This window comes from Polyangium spumosum, assembly GCF_009649845.1.
Lineage (GTDB): Bacteria > Myxococcota_A > Polyangia > Polyangiales > Polyangiaceae > Polyangium > Polyangium spumosum.
The window spans coordinates 1-18,414 of sequence record NZ_WJIE01000023.1 but is presented as its reverse complement, the minus strand read 5'-3'; the positions used below and the strand labels follow the sequence as shown (position 1 = coordinate 18,414).

Here is an 18,414-nt window from a genome sequence, read left to right as displayed (position 1 = left end):
GTGTCGGGACGATCGCAACGCGGACCATTCCGGAAAACTTTTCGCAACAAGATGTTTCGTGCACGAAGGAGATTGACGCAACGCATCGACATGCTACCCGGACACGAGCCGATCGACCGTTCGCTGCGCGCTTCTGCCGGGCTCATCCGCAGGGCGACGCTACCGAGGAGGCCCCCGTGTCGAACCCTCAAGCAAGCCAGAATCGCTATCGAGCCGACCTCCGCGAGATGAAGTTTTTGCTCTTCGAGCAATTCCGTCTGGGTGAGATCCTCGGACACGCGCCCTTCGAGGCGTGGGGCGTCGACGAGGCCTCGATGGTGCTCGACGAGACGTACAAGTTCGCGTGCGAGGTCCTCGGGCCGCTGAACACGGTGGGTGACCGGTCCGGCTGTCGCCTCGAAGGCGGGCGCGTCTACACGCCGGAGGGCTTCAAGGACGCGTGGAACAAGCTCGCCGAGGCGGGCTGGAGGAACGTCTCGGTGAACCCCGAGTGGGGCGGCCAGGGCGCGCCTCACGCGCTGTATGCGCTCGTCGAGGAGCTCCTCTCGGGCGCGAACACGGCGTTCAACATGTACCCCGGGCTCGCGCACGGCGCGGCCGAGGTGATCCAGCTCTTCGGGTCGCAGCGACAGAAGTCGCTCTACTTGCCGCCCCTCTACGGCGGCCAGTGGGGCGGGACGATGTGCCTCACGGAGCCGCACGCCGGCTCGGACGTGGGCTCTTCGCGCACGACCGCGAAGAAGCTCGACGACGGCCGGTACCTGATCCGCGGGACGAAGATCTTCATCTCCGGCGGCGATCACGACATGGCCGACAACATCGTGCACCTCGTGCTCGCGCGCGTGGAGGGCGCCCCGCCCGGCACGAAGGGCCTGTCGCTCTTCGTCGTGCCGCGCCTGCGCGTGAAGGACGACGGCACGATCGAGGGCTCGAACGACGTCGCAGTCGGGAGCATCGAGCACAAGATGGGCATCAACGGCTCGGCGACGTGCGTGCTCAACTTCGGCGAGAACGACGGGTGCATCGGCGAGCTCTTGGGCGAGGTCGAGAACGTCGGCATGGCCCAGATGTTCAAGATGATGAACGGCGCCCGCATCGCCGTGGGCGTGCAGGGCGTGGCCGTCGCGTCGAGCGCCTTCCTCAACGCGCTCGACTACGCCCGCGACCGCAAGCAAGGCCCGTCGATCGACCACTGGAAGGATCCGACGGCGCCGCGCGTGCCGATCGTCGAGCACGCGGACGTGCGGCGGATGCTGCTCGAGATGAAGGCGAAGGTGGAGGGCATCCGCGCGCTCATCGTGAAGCTCGCGCTGCACCAGGACATGGTGCACGTCCACCAGGGCTCGGACGACCAGAAGGCGCAGTACCACCAGGGCCAGGTCGACCTCCTGGTGCCGCTCGTGAAGGCGTACGGCTCGGATCAGGCCTTCCGCGTCTGCGAGATGGCGATCCAGACCTACGGCGGCGCGGGCTACATCAAGGATTACCCGGTCGAGCAGTACTGCCGCGACGCGAAGATCTTCTCGATCTACGAGGGGACGAACCACATCCAGGCGATGGATCTCGTGGGCCGCAAGCTCGCCCAGCGCGGCGGGCAGAACCTGCAGGAGTTCCTCGGCGACGTGGCCGCGTTCGTGCAGAAGCACCAGGGTCACCCGACGGTCGGGCCCTATCTCGCCGAGCTCGGCGGCGCGCAGGAAGCGCTCGCGGGCACGGCGATGCGGATGCTCACGTGGTTCCAGACGGGCCGCATGCCGATGGTGCCGCTCGCGGCGAACCGCTTCCTCGAGATGATGAGCGCCGTCGCCGTGGGCTGGCTCCTGCTCGAAGGCGCCGTGCTCGCCGCAGAGAAGGCCGCCGCGCTGCCGAACGACGAGTCGGCCGCGAAGGACCGCGCCTTCTACGAGGGCAAGCGCCACGCGGCCGCCTACTACGCGCGTCACGTCCTGCCCGAGGTGCGCTTCCACGCCGAGGTCCTCGGCCGCGAAGATCGCTCCGCGCTCGACATCCCCACCGACGCGTTCGCCACGCTGTAGTCGACGCTCGGGGGCCACGCTCGGACGAGCCGAGCTGCGCCCCCGAACCCCCATCGACACTCGGGGGCTACGCTCGGACGAGCCGAGCTGCGCCCCCGAACCCCCATCCCTCATCCGCCCTATAAAACCCCGCTTCGCAGCCGTATGCTTCCGGCTGTCATGTCGCAGGTGCACGAGACGATCGAGGAGCAGGGGGAGCCGCTCGCGCACGCGGGCGAGCCCATCCCGGGCCTCGTCGGGCTCTTCTCGTGCAAGTCGCCGCTGTTCGTGCCGCTCAGCCTCGCGCGCGGGCCTATCGAGCTCGGCCGCGCCACACACGACGCCCTGCTCGACGACGACCGCCTCTCCCGCCGCCACGTGCACGTCGATCACGCGGCCGGAGGGTTCGTCGTGACAGACCTCGGCAGCCGCAACGGCACCTACGTCGACGGCGCCCGCGTACAAGGCACGGCGACCTTCGACGCGCCCCGCCTGCTCCGCATCGGCCGGACGCTCTTGATGTTCGTCGCCGACGTCCGCCCGTACCAGCAAGGGACGGTCTCGACGCGCGGCGACATGATCGTGGGGCCGAAGCTCGCGGACGCGCTCGCGCGGGTGGCCCGCTCGGCCTCGCTCGGAAGCACGCTGCTCGTCACGGGCGAGAGCGGCTCCGGCAAGGAGCTCGCGGCGCGTCATTTCCACGCGGCCTCGGCCCGCACGAATGGCCCGTTCGTCGCCGTGAACTGCGCGGCCATCCCCTCGGGCGTCGCCGAGCGCCTGCTCTTCGGCGCACGGAAAGGCGCGTTCTCGGGCGCGACGGCCGACGCCGAGGGATACGCGCAAGCAGCCCACGGCGGCACGCTCTTCCTCGACGAGATCGCCGAGCTCGAGAGCGGCGTACAGCCGAAGCTCCTGCGCCTGCTCGAGGTGGGTGAGCTGCTCCCGCTCGGCGCGAACCGGCCCGTGACGGTCGACATCCGCGTGGTGGGCGCGACGCTGAAGAACCTGCGCGCCGAGGCCGCGAAGGGCCGCTTCCGCGAGGATCTCTACTACCGCATCGGCAACCCCGAGGTGCGCTTGCCGCCGCTGCGCGAGCGGCTCGAAGAGCTACCTTGGCTGATCCGCCAGGCGCTGCAGCGATCGAGCGCGCTGCTCGAGCCGCACCCGCTGCTCGTCGAGGCCTGCGCCCTCCGCGTCTGGCCCGGCAACGTGCGCGAGCTGTCGCACGAGCTCCGGCAGGCCGCGGAGAACACGCTCGCCGCGGGCCGAACCGTCGTCGAGGCCTCCGACCTCGATCCCTCGGCCGGCCTCGCGCTCGGCGGCGAGAGCGAGGCCGGTCCGCAGAACGCGGCGAAGCCGAACGACGAGCAGATCATGGAGACCCTGCGCCGCGAATGCGGGAACGTCTCGGCCGCGGCGCGGGCGCTCGGGATGCACCGGACGCAGCTACGGCGCTGGATCGCGCGGCGCGGCGGCGCGTTCGACGACTCGACCTAGGCGAGGTCGCCCGCGATGGGCGCGCCGTCCCGGAGGACGACGCGGGCGCGCGAGACGCCCCAGGGCTGAACGAGCGCATTCTCGTGCGGGAGATCCCAGGCCACGAGATCGGCCCGCGTGCCCGGACGAACCACCCCCACCTCGTCGCCGAGCCCGAGCGACGCCGCCGCTTCCCGGGTCGCGCCGAGGATCACCTCGGGCACGGTGAGGCCGTACATCCGGACCGCGAGGGCGAGCGCGAGCGGCAGGCTCTCCGTGGGCGCGGTGCCGGGGTTCGCGTCGCTCGCCACGACGAGGCGGACGCCCGCGGCGCGGAGAACCGCGACGGGCGGAGGGTCCTGCCGCAACGTGAAACACGCGACGGGCAGGAGCACGGCGCGCACGCCGGCACGAGCGAGGGCACGGGCGCCCTCGGGGCTCACCTGTTCGAGGTGATCGGCCGAGGCCGCGCCGAGCTCGGCGGCGAGCTCCGCGCCCCCGACGTCGGCGAACTGGCCCGCATGAACACGCACGCCGAGCCCGAGGGAAGCGGCGCGCGCGAGGACGGGGCGGGCCTCGTCGACGGAGAACGCCGCGCGATCGACGTACACGTCGACGAACCGCGCGAGCCTGCGCGCCGCGATCGCCGGCAAGGTGCGCTCACGGACGGCCTCGATGTAAGCCGCGCGATCGGCGCGCGCCTCGGGCGGGATCGCGTGGAGCGCGAGGAAGGTGGGCACGACGCGCGGGAGATCGCGGCGAGCGGACGCGCGTTCGAGGGCCTCGAGTTGCTTCGTCTCGCCGGCCTCGTCGAGGCCGTAGCCGCTCTTCGCCTCGACGGTCGTGACGCCGAGCGAGGCCATGCGACGGAGCCTGGCCGAGAGCGTGGCGTCGATCTCGTCCGGGCTCGCCTCCCGCACGGCGCGCATGCTCGACACGATGCCTCCGCCCGCCGCGGCGATCGCCTCGTACCCGGCGCCCGCGAGCCGGAGGGCATACTCCGCGTCGCGCGAGCCGACCCACGGCGCGTGGGTGTGCGCATCAACGAGGCCCGGCGTCACGAGCGGCGCGGGCTCGCCGGACACGAGCGCGAGCCCGCCGCGACGCGCGAGCACCTCCTCGCGCGGGCCGACGTCGACGATCGCGCCTCCCTCGACGGCGATCGCGCCGTCCTCGATCACGCCGAGCGGATCGGCCTCCGTGGCCCGCGCGGGATCACACGTGACGATTCGACGAGCGAGCAGGAGGAACGATCGCATGTTCACACCTCGACCGAGTCCACGGCGCGCCGCTTGATCTCGTCGTACAGCGCGACCCACTCCGCGCGCTCCATCAGCGCAGGGAGCGTCTCTGCGTCGGCCACGGGCCTCGGCGGCATCTTCCGGCGCGCTTCGAGCGCGCGCCCTGCGGCCTCCACGCATCGCTCGCGGAACACGGAATCCCGCTCGGCCTCGGCGACGAGGGCTGCATGCGCGCGCTCTTGCCACTCCATGTTCGAGCAGATGAGCAGGACGTCGCAGCCTGCGCGGATCGACGCGATGGCCGATTGCTCCACGGCGTATTGCGCGGCGACGGCGGCCATCTCGAGGTCATCCGAGAAGAGCACACCACGAAAACCCACTGCGCCCCTGAGCAGATCCGTGCACACGGCGCGCGAGAGCGTCGCCGGCACGCTCGCGTCGATCGAGGTGACCACGACATGCGCCGTCATCATCGTCCCGAGCCCCGCGCGCGCGGCGGCGCGGAACGGCGCGAGCTCGATCGCGTCGAGGCGGTCCATCCCGTGATGCACGATGGGGAGCGCGACGTGGCTGTCGACCGAGGTGTCTCCATGCCCCGGGAAATGCTTGCCGCACGAGAGCACGCCCGCGTCCTCCAGGCCGAGGCCAAACGCCACCGCGAGCTCCGCGACCCGGTTTGCCTCGCGCCCGAACGAGCGATCGCCGATGATCGGATTGTCCGGATTCGAATCGACGTCGAGCACGGGCGCGAAGTCCAGGTTGAACCCGACCGCCGCGAGCCCGTTACCGAGGAGCTGCCCAGCACGCCGCAGGAACGAGGCATCGCCGAGGCCGCCGAGCAAGCGCATCGGCGGGAGCTTCGGGAACGGGCTCGGCAGCCGCGCCACGCGCCCGCCCTCCTGATCGACGCCGATGAACGGCGGGAGATCCGGCCCTGCGGCGTCGCGGATCGCGCGGCAGAGCGCGTGCGTCGTCGCGAGGTCCGGGACGTTGCGCCGAAACAGGATCGCGCCGCCGCGCGAGCCTGCGCGGAGGGCCTCGGCGTACGACGCGGGCAAGCTCGGGCCGTCGAAGCCGCCGACGATGAGCTGACCACAAAGCTTCGGGAGGGGGAGATCGGAGGGTCGCATCGGGCGAGGGCGAGAGTTAGCCGAGCGAGGCGCCCGCCGCTACCACGCGGCGCGTGATTGCTTATGCTGAAGCAGGATGCGCGTGGCGGACGTCGACGAACGGACGGGCGGAGGAGCGCGAGCAGGCCTTGCGGCGCTCTTCGTCGTGGCCCTTCTCCCGGGCTGCGGGAGCGCGCCCGCGCCCGACGTGAGCGGCGCGGACGCCGAGCGCTCGATCGGGATCCGCAGCGCGCTCGCCGGCCGGCCCCTGCGCCGCGTGGACGCCGAGCGTTACATGCTCGAGCTCATCAACCAGGACCGCGAAGCGCACGGCCTGCCGGCGCTGCCGTGGGACGAGGCCGCGGCGCGCGCGGCGCGGCGTCAGGCCGAGGACATGGCCGCGCGTGGGTTCACCGCGCACTGGGGCTCGGACGGATCGGTGCCGGAGCAACGCTACACCGAGGCGGGCGGCGAGGACGTCGCGTTCGAGAACGTCGGCTGCTTCGTCGACGCGAGCGCCTCGCCGCTCGCGCTCGACGCGCCGTACATGGCGGAGGGGCTCGATCGGTTCCAGCGCGCGTTCATGGACGAGCTGCCCCCGCACGACGGCCACCGCCGCAACATCCTGTCGCGCTTCCACACCGCGGTCGGCGTGGGCGTGGCCCAGGTCGAAGGCAGCCGCATCCCCTGCGTCGCGCAGGAGTTCGTCGATGATTGGGGCACCTACGAAAAACTCCCCCGCGAGGTCGCGGTGGGCGATTTCGTCGACATCGCCGGCGAGCTCCGCGCGCCCGCCGAGCTCGCGATCGTGGGCATCGCGCGGATCGATCGCCCCGCGCCGCGATCCGCGAAGGACCTCAACAAGACGGGCGACTACCTCGTCCCCGAGCCCTACGAGGCCTACCTGCCGCGACGCCTGAAGACGCCGTTCCCCCGTCCTCGCGGCGTGCTCTCGCTGCTCGGCAGCACGTTCTCGCTCGGGACCTACCTCGGCGACGAGGACAAACCCGGGCTCTACGAGATCGGCATCTGGGCGAGGTTCCCGGGCACGGACGAGGAGCGGCTCGTCTCGTTACGCACGATCGCAGTCACTCGCTGATCACGCCTCGGGCCGCCGCGAGCGCCTGCGCCAGAGGCCGACGCCCGCCAGCGCCACGCCGATCGCAGGCCCGAGCGGCCCGCCGCGGCTCGACGTCTTCTCCGCCTCCGACCACGCGCAGCCGCCCGAGGTCGCGTCGAGGAGACCGTTTGACCTCCAAAGATCCTCGCCGATCGCGAGCTCCCGCGGCGACTCGATCGAGCGGCCCGCGTAACGCACGTCGACGATCATCTTCGAGCCCTGCCGCCCGCGCTCGCCCGCCACGGCGAACCGAAAGAGCCCGTGCCGCACCTTCGTGATCGGCTGCACGACGACCCCGCCCGTCACGGAGAGCTCGAGCTCTGTCCCCGCGATCCCGCTCGCGATCTCTCCGTCCTCGCGCCGGAGCTCCACCGTCCCCCACACCGGCCACGTCTCGTCGGGCCGCGCGTACGCGCTCGACAGCACCCACCAGCTCTTCTCGACGCTCGGCGGCCCCGAGGAGGCCCCCTCTTCCTCGAACGCGCGCCGCGCCCCTTCGAGGTCGAGCGCGCCGACGCCGAGCTGCGTCTCGTGCCGCACGGTCCCCGTCGGCCACCGCGCGCCGGCCTGGAGAAGCTCCGTCACGCGCGCCTGCGTGAGCGTGACCTTCCCGTTCTTCTGCTGATCGAGCTCGAACAGGAGCGCGATCGCGCCGGCCACGTGCGGCGCGGACATCGACGTGCCCGCGGTGATCGCGTGGGTCTCGTCGACGACGTAACAAGGCTCCCCCTTGGGACACTCCGACCCGTCGAAGAGGCCCCCGGGCGACGTTCGAGGGTCGGCGTCGCGGCTCATCGCCGCCGCGACGAACCCGCCCGGCGCGCTGATCTCGGGCTTGGCGACGCCGAACGGCGTGGGCCCGGCCGCGCTGAAGTAACACTGGCCGTCGGGCAGCGGGTTGATCTCGCCGCCCACCTTCGCGAGCTCGATCGGCTCCGTGGTCAGCGGATCCCAGACGACCCGGTTCAACGTGCAGCCCACCGCGAGCAGGTTCGGGTGGCTCGCGGGGATCGAGATCGTCCCCTGCCGGACGGCCTTCTCGAAGAACAGCCCCGACGACTTCGACGACGACACGTCTCCCTGCCCCGTCACCCAGAGGTGCGCGTCGCCGTGGCCCGAGAGCCGGATCGTGAACGTGCCCTCGTCCCACGCGCCGGAGAACGCCACGACCGCGCTGTTCGTCTCCGCCGTCAGCGGCGTCTTGCCATTCACGAGGCGGTTGACCACGGCGGCCGTCGTGTCGTTCTCCCCCGTGTAACCGCGCTCGTCGCCCGGATCGACGAGGCCGATCCAGCTCTCGCCGCCCGGAGCTTCGAGGCCCACGCTCACCTCGTCGCCGGGCCGGAACGTGATCCACACGTAGCCATTTCCGTCCTTCGACTTCGGCGTCGCGATGGGCACGCGCACCTCGGCGCCCTCCGTCACGCGCACTTCCGTGTGGATGCCGAACGGACCGCGCTCGCCGCTCCCGTACAGCGTCCCGCTGTTGCCTGCGGCGGCCACGATCGCGCGGCCGGGTTTGTCGTCGCCCACGAGCTCGGCGAGGCCCTTCTCGATCACGCTCGTGCCGTCGTGAGGCCCGAAATCCCCGCCGACGCTGAGGTTCACGACCGTCGGCAGGCCGAGCGACTCCCCGACCGCGAAGATGAAGCGCGCGGCGTTGAGCAGATCCGTGTCCCGAAATCCTTCGGTCGCCGGAGGGCTCGCGATGACGAGCGTCGCCTCGGGCGCGACCCCCACGTACACCGGAGGTTTGCCGCTCATCAGCCCGCCGTTGCCCGCCGCGATGCTCGCCACGTGGGTCCCGTGGCCCCCGGCGTCCCGCGGCAGCGCGAGCTCGGACTGCCCGCTCATCATCGCGTCGAGATCCGCGTTCGAGAAGATGGCGCATGTCCATTGCTTCGACTCGGTGCAGCCGAACTTCTCCTCGACCTCCGGGTGCAGCCCCGCGGGCTTCCTCCCCGCTTGCAGCATCCACGCGACGCGGCTCTTCCCGTCCGCCGTGCGGAAGTCCGGGTGCGCGACGTCGAGCCCGGTGTCGATGATCCCGACCACCACGCCCTTGCCCGTCCCGAGGCCCGTCGCCTGACGGAACGCCCCGATCCGCGTCCAGCTCCCGGACACGTCGAGCAGCGGCTGGAGCGGCGGCGAGACGCTGAGCGCGAGATCCGGGTGCGCCGCCGCGAACGTGTCGACCTCGTCGGGCGCGAGCCGGATCGCGCCCACGCCCTCTGCGACCGGGAGGAGCCCGAGCGAACGCGCGTCCACGCCCTGTGGCAGCGCCACGCTCACGGCGATGCGGCCGGAGTCGTCCGCGAGCGGATGCACCTTCGTCGGCTTGCGCAGGAGCCGCACGAGGGATCGCGCGGGCGCGCCCTCGGCGTGGGCGGACGTGGCGGAGAGGAGCAGCGGCAGGGCCGCGGCGAAGGCGAGGAGCGATCGGGCACGCACGTGCCCATCCTACCGCATGGCTCAGACGGGCGGCACGATGTGCTTCTTGCGCGGCCGCTCCGCGACTTTCCCGGCGTATCGGGAGAATCGGCGCGAGATCTCGTCGCGCAGCGCGACCGTCGGCACGATCCCGTCGATCACCATCTCGCTCGCGAGCTTCACGAGGTCGACGTCCTCACGGTACTCGTCGCGCAGCCGCTTCACCATCGCGTCGCGCTCGGGCCCCTCGGGGACGGCCTGGATCTTGTTGTAGTAGACCGCGTTCACCGCGGCGCTCGGGCCCATGACGGCGATGGAGGCGCGCGGCAGCGCGATACACGCGTCGGGCTCGAACGCGGGCCCGCACATCGCGTAGAGGCCCGCGCCGTAGGCCTTGCGCACGATGACCGAGAGCTTCGGCACCGTCGCTTCGCTCACGGCGGCGATCATCTTCGCGCCGGCGCGGATGATGCCCTGCTTCTCGACGACCGTGCCGATCATGAAGCCCGGCACGTCGGCGAGGTAGAGCAGCGGCACGTTGAACGCGTCGCAGAGCCAGATGAACCGCGCCGCCTTGTCGGCCGAGTCGACGAAGAGCACGCCGCCCTTGTGCTTCGGCTGGTTCGCGACGATACCCACGACGCGCCCGTCGATGCGCGCGAAGCCCGTGACGAGCTCCTTCGCCCAGAGCCTCTTGATCTCGACGAAGCTGCCCTCGTCGATGACGGCGTCGATGACCGTCATCATGTCGAACGGCTTGTTCTCGTCGACGGGGATCACCTCCTCGAGCGGCTTCTGCCCCGGCTTCGGCGGCCTCGCTTCGATCCGCGCCGGCGCCTCCTCGCAGTGCTGCGGCATCATCGCGAGGTAACGCTTCGCCCAGGCGATCGCCTCCTCCTCGCTCTTCACGAGCACGTCGCCGCAGCCCGACTCCGAGCAGTGCATGCGCGCGCCGCCGAGCTCCTCGAGCGTCACCTTCTCGCCGATGACCATCTCGGCCATACGCGGCGAGCCGAGGTACATGCTCGCGTTCTTGTCGACCATCACCACCACGTCGCAGAACGCGGGGATGTACGCGCCGCCCGCCGCCGAGGGGCCGAAGAGCAAGCAGATCTGCGGGATCTGCCCGCTCATCTGCACCTCGTTGTAGAAGATGCGCCCCGCGCCGCGGCGACCGGGGAACATCTCGATCTGGTCGGTGATGCGCGCGCCCGCCGAGTCGACGAGGTAAAACAGCGGGCAACGCAGGCGCGCGGCCGTCTCCTGGATCCGCAGGATCTTCTCCACCGTGCGACGGCCCCACGACCCGGCCTTCACCGTCGAGTCGTTCGCCATCACGGCCACGATGCGGCCGCCGATCATCCCCGTCCCCGTGATCACGCCGTCGGCGGGCAGCTCGGGGTCGACGGCGTTCGCCAGCGCGGCGTCCTCCACGAAGCTGTTCTCGTCGAACAGGAGCTCGATCCGCTTGCGGGCGAAGAGCTTCCCCTGCTCGAGGTTCTTCTCGTGATACTTGGGCGCCCCCCCGCGCTCGACGCGCGCGGAGAGGTCACGGAGCTTTTGATCGTCGAGGGACATGTCCCGCGCGGCATAGCGCTACTTTCGTCGCGCCAAAAGCTCCCTCGCCGCGCCTTCGAGCTCTCGCGCGGTCCGGGCCACGAGGACGCGGCTCACGGCGGCCGCGTAACGTGGCATCGCGCTGTCGCCGGTGCCCCAGGTCGCAGGCGGCTCGGGGCAGATCCAGAGCACCGATCCAGCCTGCCGGGCGAGCCGCTCCACGACCGAGACCTCCTCCGGCAGGAAATTCGTACGCCCGTCCCCCAGGATCACGATCGTCGTCCGCCGATCCACCGAGCGCCCGAGCCGCTCCTCGAACGCGACGAGCGCCCGGCCGTAGTTCGAGTTGCGTGTCCTGTCGACCACGCGCCCGCTCTCGATCGCCGCGAGCGCCGCTTCGGCCCGCTTGCGCCGGAAGAGCTCGGTCGTCTCGCCGAGGTCACTCACGAACACGAACGAGCGCGTCTCCGCGAAGAGCTCCTGCGACGCGCAGACGAGCTCCAGCATGAACCGCGACGCGATCCGCACCGAGTCCGACACGTCGCAGAGGAGCACGAGCCGCGGCTTGTCCCGACGGCGCACGCGCCGCGCCGGCCGGAACGGGATCCCGCCCGTGCGCAGGCTCCGCCGCAGCGTCCGATGGGGATCGATCCGACCTCGCTTGCTGCGCTTCTGCCGCACCCGCTCGGCGCCCCGCAGCCGCTCGGCGAGGCGCCGGAGCGCGCGCCGCACCTCCGCCATCTCCTCCGGCGAGAGCGACGAGAACGGCCGATCGACGGCCCGCGCGGCCTCTTCGTCCACGTCGCCGAGCTTGCGCGCGAGCGACGCCTCCACGTGCGCCCGCACCCGCCGCTTCATCGCGTCGAGCTCCTCGCGCAGCGCCGCCGCGAGCAGCGCGCCCCGCTCCTCGCCGAGCGCCTCGCGTAACGCGTCCCGCATCCGCGTGAGCGCGCTCCCGAGCGCCGGGATCCCGAGCCGCTTGTTCACCTCTTGCGTGAAGAAGCCCGTCTGCAGCGCGCTCGTCATCGGCGCGAGCGCCCGCGCGATCCCGGCCGAAGCGAGGAGCTGATCGAGCTCGAGCGCCTCCCCGGTGAACGCCAGCATCCCCGCCGCGTCGCCCGACGAGCGCTGCGCCGCCGCCGAGAGCAGCTCCCGCAGCGCGCCGAGCTCGGCCTCGGAGAACCCTCGCACCCGCAGCCGGCTCCAGAGGTCGCCGAGGTGCGCGTGCTCCGCGGCGAAGAACCGGTCGAAGCAAGCGCGAAACAGCACGAGCTCGTCCTTCTTCGTCGCCAGCACCGCGGCGAGCCCGTCGCGCAGCGTCTGCCGATCCGACAGCCCCACGAGCGCCGCCACGCGCGCCGCGTCGATCGCCTGCGCCGTCGAGACGGGCAGGCCTTCCCGCCGCAGCACCCACAGAAGCTCGTCGAGGACGCGTAACACGCTCGTTTGCTCAGCCGGACGGCGAGGGCTCGGCGATGAGATCCGCGACGATCTTCTCGAGCGTCGCGCCCCGGCCGGGCCCGTATCCCACGAAGACTTCGCGGATGACGCCCTTCTTGTCGACCACGAACATCGTCGGCAGCGAGCGGATCCCGTACAGCGCGGCCGTCCTGTCGTCGGGATCCGAGGCCACGGGGTAACGCATCCCGAGCTCCGTCGCCGCCTTCTCCGCGACCGCCTTCGGCTCGCCCGTGAGCCCCACGATGGAGAGGCCCTTGTCGCCGTACGCCGCGTGGAGCTTCGAAAGATCCTTGGAGATCGCGCGACAAGGCCCGCACCACGAGGCCCAGAAATCCACGACGACCACGCGCCCGCGCAGCTTGCCGATGTTGTCCGGCACGCTCCCCGCGACGCGCTCGAGCGCCTTCCACGTCGGCGCGAACGTCCCGACCTTGTCGAGGCGCAGGACCTCCTCCGCCCCCGGAAACGCGACCGGGACCACCACATGCTCACGCTCGGCCGCTCCACGCCGGATCGTGAGCTTCATCGACCCGCCGGGCCCCGCGATGGCCACGCGCGCGACGAGCTGCTCCGGCTTCACGAGCGCGACCCCGTCGACCGCGAGGATCACGTCCCCGTCGACGAGCCCGCCCGAGCGCGCGGGCGAGCTCGTCACCACGTGCTTCGCGAGCACCCCGCCGCCCGCCGGACCCGGCGCGAGCTCGACGCCGATCCACGCCCGCCGCGAGGGTCGATGCTCCGCCGAAGCCTGCGGCGCGGGGGCCATCGTCATCCCGAGGACGACCCCGATCCCGAGGATCCCGCGGACCGCGGCGGCCCTCACCCGAGACGACGACCGTCCAGCGCGGGATTTGTCCCTGGAATCAGCGCTTTGCATCGTTCGAGTGTAGCATGCGGCCATGCGCTGCTCTCGCCGAGCGCTCGCCCTGCTCGCCCTGCTCGCCGCTGCCTGCACGCCCGCCGCCGATACGAGCAGCACTTCGGCCGCCGATCCGTCGGCGTGGTCCACCGAAGGCGCCCCGCCTCGCCCGACCCCGTCCCCGCGGGCCGTCTCCCAGGCGCCGCAGCGCTGGGAGCTCGCCGATCGGCTGAGCTCGCTCCGCAAGGCCACGCCGCGCGCGCGCTCGCAGCACCTGTCGGGCGAGCACGACGCCGAGGTCCTCGCCAACGAGGTTGCCACGGCTTACCCGGCCCTCGGCCCGCAGCGCCCGCTCGCCGCCGGCGCCGTCCTGGTCGAGGCGCTGTACGCGCCGGGCAGCCCCGACGTCGCCCTCTACTTCGCCATGACCAAGCAGCCCTCGGGCCAGGGTGCGGCGTGGGAGTACCTCGTCGTACGTGCCGACGGCCAGGTCGAGCAGCGGGGGCGGCTCGCCTTGTGTGAGCGATGCCACGCCGAGGCGCCCGAGGACCACGTCTTCGGTCGAGCGCGCTGAGCCGGAGGTCTGCAAACTTTGCGGCCCGGACGAGGGACCACGACACGGATGCCCGGACGCGCGGGAACGTCGTCGTCGCTCTCGGCGGGAAACACGCGGAGAATCGCCCTCATTCCTTGGAGAGCGCGTGCGGGACGGGGGAACCTGGACCGGGTGGCACGGCTGCTGCTCTAGCCGAGGTCGCTGCCCATCGCTCCGGCGGTGGTCGCTTATCTTCTTCTGCACGACTGCTTCGAGAGCCCCGGCTTCGGCCGCTGCTTTCGCTTATCCCCCGGGTGTTGGGCTACGTCCGGCGGATCACTTGGCTTACGACGCTTGGCTTCCTGACGCTTGGCTTGAACGTCCGACTTCTTGGCTTTGCCTCCCTCGACATCGCTTGAACGAGCGTACAAAGCGCGCGGCGGCTCCCCTGGACCGCCGCGCGTTGCTTTTGTGGGTCCTCGTCCGGACCGGGCCGAAAAATTCGTCCTCACAAACGCCCTGAAAAACGGGGCGCGTCGAAGGGCCGGACGATTTCTTCTTGACAGAACCGCGAGAGCCCTTTAAACGCCCCACCTCGCTGTCGCGCAGCAATACGCGACGCACCCGCGGGGGAACTCGTGTATCCCGCGGCACAACTCGACGATTGCGCCCATAGCTCAGCTGGATAGAGCATCGGCCTACGAAGCCGGGGGTCGGAAGTTCGAATCTTCCTGGGCGCGCCAAACCTCGACAAGCCCCATCCTTTCGAGCCCTACGCGAGGCTCGCGCGCCGGATGGGAGTTTCAATGACGAGCACGGAGAACCCCACGACGCTCGCGCCCGCCGCGAGCGCTGACGAGCAGACCCTCGCGCGGGACGCGGCGTTCATGCGCGCGGCGATCGTGGAAGCCGTCGCGGCCGCAGAAGCGGGCGACGTGCCCGTGGGCGCCGTTCTGGTGGACGCGACGGGCACGATCGTGGGCCGCGGGCGCAACCGGCGCGAGCTGCTCCAGGACCCGACGGCGCACGCCGAGGTCGAGGCGCTACGCGACGCGGCCCGGCAGCGCGGCGCCTGGCGGCTCGCCGGGCTCACGGTCTACGTGACGCTCGAGCCCTGCCCCATGTGCGCCGGCGCCCTCGTCAACGCGCGCGTCTCCCGCCTCGTCTACGGCTGCGCCGACCCGAAGGCCGGCGCCGTCGACACGCTCTTCACGATCGGCCGCGACGGGCGCCTGAACCATCGGTACGAGGTCCAGGGCGGCGTCCTCGCGGACGAATGCGCCGGCCTCCTCCGCGCCTTCTTCGCCCCTCGTCGCGCGAAGCCCAGCCCCGCGCCCTAGTCCTCGGGCGGCGCCGGCGGCTCGGGCGCGTCGCCGCTGCCTTCGTCCCCCGGCTCTCCCTCGCTCCCCGTGCCCTCGGGCGGCCGCGCGGCGCGCGTCGGCGCAGGCTGGCCGCGGATGACCGTCTCACGCAGCCCCTCTTCGAGCTCCTCGTCGCTGATCCACTTCCGGCGATGCGCGATGTCCATGAGCTTGCGCAGGTAGTTCATCCAGCCCGGGCTCACGGCGCCGCCGATCGCGAAGTGTTGCTGCTTCGGCTTCGGCAGGATCGACGAGATGTAGAGCGCTTGCCCGAGCGAGAGCTCGGAGGCGGACGTGTTGAAGTAGTACCGCGCGGCCGGGCCGATCCCGTAGATCATCGGGCCGAACTCGACGACGTTGAGATAAAGCTCGAGGATCTGCTCCTTCGTGAGCTCCTGCTCGAGGTAGGTCGTGAGCACGACCTCCTGCAGCTTGCGCGAGATGTTCTTCACGCGGTCGAGGTAGAGGTTCTTCGCGAGCTGCATGCTGAGCGTGCTCGCCCCGCGCATGAAGCGGCCCGAGCGCAGGTTGTCGCGGATCGAGTTCTTGATGGCCTCCTTGTCGAAGCCCCCGTGCCGACGGAAGCCGCTGTCCTCGGTGGTCAGCACGGCCGTCTCCATGAAGCGCGAGATCGCGCCGTACGGCACCCAGCCGGCCGTGCCGGGTCCGCTCTCGATCTCGACACGCTCGCCCGCCGGACCGAGCACCGTGCGGCGGAACGGCTTGCGCCACCGCGCCGCGTCGATCTCGGGCGGCACCTCGGTGATGCGGCACGTGTTCGCGAGATCCCACGCGACGTCATAGTCGCGGTCGAGCTTGGCCGTGTCGAAACGCGCGTGTCCTTTCACCGCGAGTGATCCGGCCATCCGCATGCCCGCGAGCTTCGGCACGATCCCACGCGGCGCGGCGTCGAGGATCGACTGACAGGCCGTGAGCGGCACGTCGAACTCGGCCCGGACGCGGTGGCCCTCGCCCACGCGATCGTAACGACCGTGCGCGAGCAGGCGGACGGCGCCGAGATCGACCTCGCCCTCGTCCACCTTGATCGAAGAACCGTCGAGCGCCGTCTCGCCGCGAAGGCGGAAGGCGAGCTCGAGGCCCGCGATCGGCTCGTCGGAGAGCGCGTCGCTGCGGAGCGAGAGGTTCTGCACGCGGCCGTCGCCATCCACGCGGAGCTGCTTGCCGTCCGCGGAGAGGACGAGGTGCGAGCGCGTCGTGAGGGAGGTCTTGGCCACGTCGAAGAGGCCAAAATCCCCGTCGCGGATGCCCAGCGTGGAGAGGTACAGGGGTCCGCCCTTCACGTCGGCGACGATCTCGCCGCTGGCGGACTCGCCGAAGGGCACGCTCAGCGAGAAGGTGAGCGCTTGCTCCTCCTTTTCGGCGCGCGCGCGCGGCGAGAGCTCGACGAGCATGCGGCCGGCGTCGCGGCGAACCACGAGCGAGCCCGGGCCGAGGTTCAGCGTGTCGCGCCCGCGACGAACCTGCGCGTGAAGGCTGTCGAGCTCGACCTTCGCTCCCTGCTCGAGGACGGCGTCGAGCAAGGTCGCGCCTCGGATGAGCTGGGCCCGCATTGCGGCGCCTCGCTGCGAGGCCTTGCCGCGCCTGGACGCAGGCGCGGGCGACGCCTGGGGCTCCTTCGTCGGCGTCGCGTGCGCGCCCTCGACGGGCTTCGCTTCCTCGAGCGGAGCGGCCAGGGTCAAGGTCGCGTCGAGCGAACGCGCCGAGAGGGCGGCGACGCGATACCCACCTTCCTGCTGCTTGACGAGCGTGAGGTGCCCGCCCTGCACGGCCACGGACACGGGGCCCACGGTGATGGTCGCCTCGGCCGCCGAGAGCCCGACCTTGCCCTCCTGGCGGGCGAAGTTCACGTCGCTGGCGCGGACGGACTCGGTGGGCGCGTCGTTGCGGTCCTGCCAGGTGATGCGCAGGCCCTCGAGCTCGGCGTCCGTCCGGCCCGAGCTCGAGCTCTCCCCGCCGCCCGCGGAGGGCCTCGCGAGGTATCGCTTCTGCCACTGCTCGGCCTCGCGCAGCACGGCTTCACGCGGCCCCACGGCGGAGACGTCGCCGCCTCGCAGGGCGATCTTCTTGCCGCTCCAGCCGAGCGCGACGTCGATGGTCTCGAAGCGCACCCGTGCGCTGGGGACCTCGGGCAGCGAGACCTGCACGCCGTGGAGCTTCACGCCGTGGAACGAGGGGCGCACCTCGTCGATGGCGACGACGGCGCCGTAACGTTCGGCGGCGCGCGTGGCCTCGTGGCGCACGATCGGGCCGAAGGAGACGGCGGCCGCCAGCGTTGCGACCGCGCCCCCTGCCAGTGCCAGCTTGACGCGCCGTGAAGCCACGAAACCCTCGCCTAGGGTAGCAACGCCTGTCCGCAGGAAAATAAATCAGCACGTCGAGCGGAAACCCGACGAAGCGATCTGAAACACATCCGCCAGGGACAGGACCGACGGGCGGGCTCGAGGCCGCTGAATCCGGCGGCGGGCGACGGCGCGAGCGCGGCCGAAGCGTGGGTGCGGGGTGATGGAAAAAGAAAAGGCCTGCAAGCGATTGCTTGCAGGCCTTCAAAAAAGACCCGGCGGCGTCCTACTCTCCCACTGAGTCGCCCCAGCAGTACCATCGGCTCCAAGGAGCTTAACTTCCGAGTTCGGGAAGGGATCGGGTGTGGCCTCCTCGATATCACCACCGGAAAACTTGGGTAACGCCACGAAGGACCCCGTGATGGTGGAGTTGTCTTCGTGGTCGAATCTTCGTCGCAGCTTCGAGAACTGCGCGGATTCGTTAACCCTCACCCTATGGGGTCGGCGCAGGGCGCGAATGTGAGGGGATGGAAAAGAAAAAGCCCGCAAGCTTTCACTTGCGGGCTTTTAGAAAAAGACCCGGCGGCGTCCTACTCTCCCACTGAGTCGCCCCAGCAGTACCATCGGCTCCAAGGAGCTTAACTTCCGAGTTCGGGAAGGGATCGGGTGTGGCCTCCTCGATATCACCACCGGAAAACTTGGGTGTCACCCACGAAGGTCCCCGTGGCGGTGGGGTGGTCTTCATGGTCGCGTCCTAAACACAGCTTCGAGCTGCGCGGATTCGTCACCCGAACTCCGCGCGCGAGCTTCAATGTTGCCTTAGAGGTATGGTCAAGCCGCACGACCGATTAGTACCGGTTAGCTCCGCGAATTACTCCGCTTCCACACCCGGCCTATCAACCTCGTAGTCTACGAGGGGTCTTTAGGAGCCTTGCGGCTCGGGACACCTA

General features: G+C 70.8%; 12 protein-coding genes, 1 tRNA gene and 3 rRNA genes. 6 read left to right on the top strand and 10 right to left on the bottom strand.

Annotation, left to right across the window (positions count from 1 at the left end):
- The first annotated feature begins 227 nt into the window (after nucleotides 1-227).
- Both GF068_RS39570 and GF068_RS39565 read left to right on the top strand, forming a co-directional pair.
- Nucleotides 228-2,036: an acyl-CoA dehydrogenase family protein gene (locus GF068_RS39570; RefSeq protein ID WP_153824806.1), complete on the top strand. Its 1,809-nt coding sequence runs from the start codon at nucleotides 228-230 to the stop codon at nucleotides 2,034-2,036.
- A gap of 159 nt (nucleotides 2,037-2,195) precedes the next feature.
- Complete coding sequence (locus GF068_RS39565) at nucleotides 2,196-3,512, top strand: sigma 54-interacting transcriptional regulator (RefSeq protein ID WP_153824730.1); 1,317 nt, start codon at nucleotides 2,196-2,198, stop codon at nucleotides 3,510-3,512.
- Here the strand turns inward: GF068_RS39565 and hutI are convergent.
- Nucleotides 3,509-4,750, bottom strand: coding sequence for an imidazolonepropionase (hutI, locus tag GF068_RS39560; RefSeq protein ID WP_153824729.1), 1,242 nt, complete (start codon nucleotides 4,748-4,750; stop codon nucleotides 3,509-3,511). The genes GF068_RS39565 and hutI overlap by 4 nt on opposite strands.
- A gap of 2 nt (nucleotides 4,751-4,752) precedes the next feature.
- Complete coding sequence (nagZ, locus tag GF068_RS39555) at nucleotides 4,753-5,862, bottom strand: beta-N-acetylhexosaminidase (RefSeq protein ID WP_153824728.1); 1,110 nt, start codon at nucleotides 5,860-5,862, stop codon at nucleotides 4,753-4,755.
- A 76-nt stretch (nucleotides 5,863-5,938) separates the two neighbouring features.
- Between nagZ and GF068_RS39550 the strand changes: the two genes are divergently transcribed.
- Nucleotides 5,939-6,940 (top strand): CAP domain-containing protein, encoded by a 1,002-nt coding sequence (locus tag GF068_RS39550; RefSeq protein WP_153824727.1) that lies wholly within the window; start codon nucleotides 5,939-5,941, stop codon nucleotides 6,938-6,940.
- Here the strand turns inward: GF068_RS39550 and GF068_RS39545 are convergent, their stop codons facing one another.
- Genes GF068_RS39545 through GF068_RS39530 form a run of 4 tightly spaced genes read right to left on the bottom strand, consistent with a single transcriptional unit; the run spans nucleotide 6,941 to nucleotide 13,286 of the window.
- A complete protein-coding gene (locus tag GF068_RS39545) occupies nucleotides 6,941-9,412 on the bottom strand; it encodes a S8 family serine peptidase (protein WP_338046760.1) in 2,472 nt (823 codons plus the stop codon). It lies immediately after the preceding gene.
- A 21-nt stretch (nucleotides 9,413-9,433) separates the two neighbouring features.
- Nucleotides 9,434-10,969 (bottom strand): acyl-CoA carboxylase subunit beta, encoded by a 1,536-nt coding sequence (locus GF068_RS39540; protein WP_153824726.1) that lies wholly within the window; start codon nucleotides 10,967-10,969, stop codon nucleotides 9,434-9,436.
- Between the two features lie 18 nt (nucleotides 10,970-10,987).
- Nucleotides 10,988-12,388, bottom strand: coding sequence for a VWA domain-containing protein (locus tag GF068_RS39535; protein ID WP_338046759.1), 1,401 nt, complete (start codon nucleotides 12,386-12,388; stop codon nucleotides 10,988-10,990).
- A 10-nt stretch (nucleotides 12,389-12,398) separates the two neighbouring features.
- Entirely contained in the window at nucleotides 12,399-13,286 is an 888-nt protein-coding gene (locus GF068_RS39530; protein ID WP_170319951.1) for a TlpA disulfide reductase family protein, read from the bottom strand.
- Between the two features lie 22 nt (nucleotides 13,287-13,308).
- Between GF068_RS39530 and GF068_RS39525 the strand changes: the two genes are divergently transcribed.
- From GF068_RS39525 to tadA, 3 genes are all read left to right on the top strand, one after another.
- Nucleotides 13,309-13,842 (top strand): hypothetical protein, encoded by a 534-nt coding sequence (locus GF068_RS39525; protein WP_153824724.1) that lies wholly within the window; start codon nucleotides 13,309-13,311, stop codon nucleotides 13,840-13,842.
- Between the two features lie 627 nt (nucleotides 13,843-14,469).
- Nucleotides 14,470-14,546: transfer RNA gene (locus GF068_RS39520), tRNA-Arg, on the top strand.
- A 63-nt stretch (nucleotides 14,547-14,609) separates the two neighbouring features.
- On the top strand, nucleotides 14,610-15,143 hold the full coding sequence (gene tadA, locus GF068_RS39515) for a tRNA adenosine(34) deaminase TadA (RefSeq protein ID WP_275939341.1): 534 nt from the start codon (nucleotides 14,610-14,612) through the stop codon (nucleotides 15,141-15,143).
- Here the strand turns inward: tadA and GF068_RS39510 are convergent.
- From GF068_RS39510 to GF068_RS39495, 4 genes are all read right to left on the bottom strand, one after another.
- Complete coding sequence (locus GF068_RS39510; RefSeq protein WP_338046758.1) at nucleotides 15,140-17,506, bottom strand: transglycosylase domain-containing protein; 2,367 nt, start codon at nucleotides 17,504-17,506, stop codon at nucleotides 15,140-15,142. The genes tadA and GF068_RS39510 overlap by 4 nt on opposite strands.
- A 231-nt stretch (nucleotides 17,507-17,737) precedes the next feature.
- Nucleotides 17,738-17,854: ribosomal RNA gene (rrf, locus tag GF068_RS39505) — 5S ribosomal RNA — on the bottom strand.
- Between the two features lie 187 nt (nucleotides 17,855-18,041).
- Nucleotides 18,042-18,158, bottom strand: a 5S ribosomal RNA gene (rrf, locus tag GF068_RS39500).
- A 133-nt stretch (nucleotides 18,159-18,291) separates the two neighbouring features.
- Nucleotides 18,292-18,414: ribosomal RNA gene (locus tag GF068_RS39495) — 23S ribosomal RNA — on the bottom strand; the annotation flags it as partial.

Coding starts and splice junctions, on each gene's coding strand:
- GF068_RS39525 (WP_153824724.1), top strand. CDS start 13,309: ATGCGCTGCTCTCGCCGAGCGCTCGCCCTGCTCGCCCTGCTCGCCGCT.
- GF068_RS39530 (WP_170319951.1), bottom strand. CDS start 13,286: ATGCAAAGCGCTGATTCCAGGGACAAATCCCGCGCTGGACGGTCGTCG.
- nagZ (WP_153824728.1), bottom strand. CDS start 5,862: ATGCGACCCTCCGATCTCCCCCTCCCGAAGCTTTGTGGTCAGCTCATC.
- hutI (WP_153824729.1), bottom strand. CDS start 4,750: ATGCGATCGTTCCTCCTGCTCGCTCGTCGAATCGTCACGTGTGATCCC.
- GF068_RS39565 (WP_153824730.1), top strand. CDS start 2,196: ATGTCGCAGGTGCACGAGACGATCGAGGAGCAGGGGGAGCCGCTCGCG.
- GF068_RS39570 (WP_153824806.1), top strand. CDS start 228: ATGAAGTTTTTGCTCTTCGAGCAATTCCGTCTGGGTGAGATCCTCGGA.
- GF068_RS39540 (WP_153824726.1), bottom strand. CDS start 10,969: ATGTCCCTCGACGATCAAAAGCTCCGTGACCTCTCCGCGCGCGTCGAG.
- GF068_RS39550 (WP_153824727.1), top strand. CDS start 5,939: ATGCGCGTGGCGGACGTCGACGAACGGACGGGCGGAGGAGCGCGAGCA.
- tadA (WP_275939341.1), top strand. CDS start 14,610: ATGACGAGCACGGAGAACCCCACGACGCTCGCGCCCGCCGCGAGCGCT.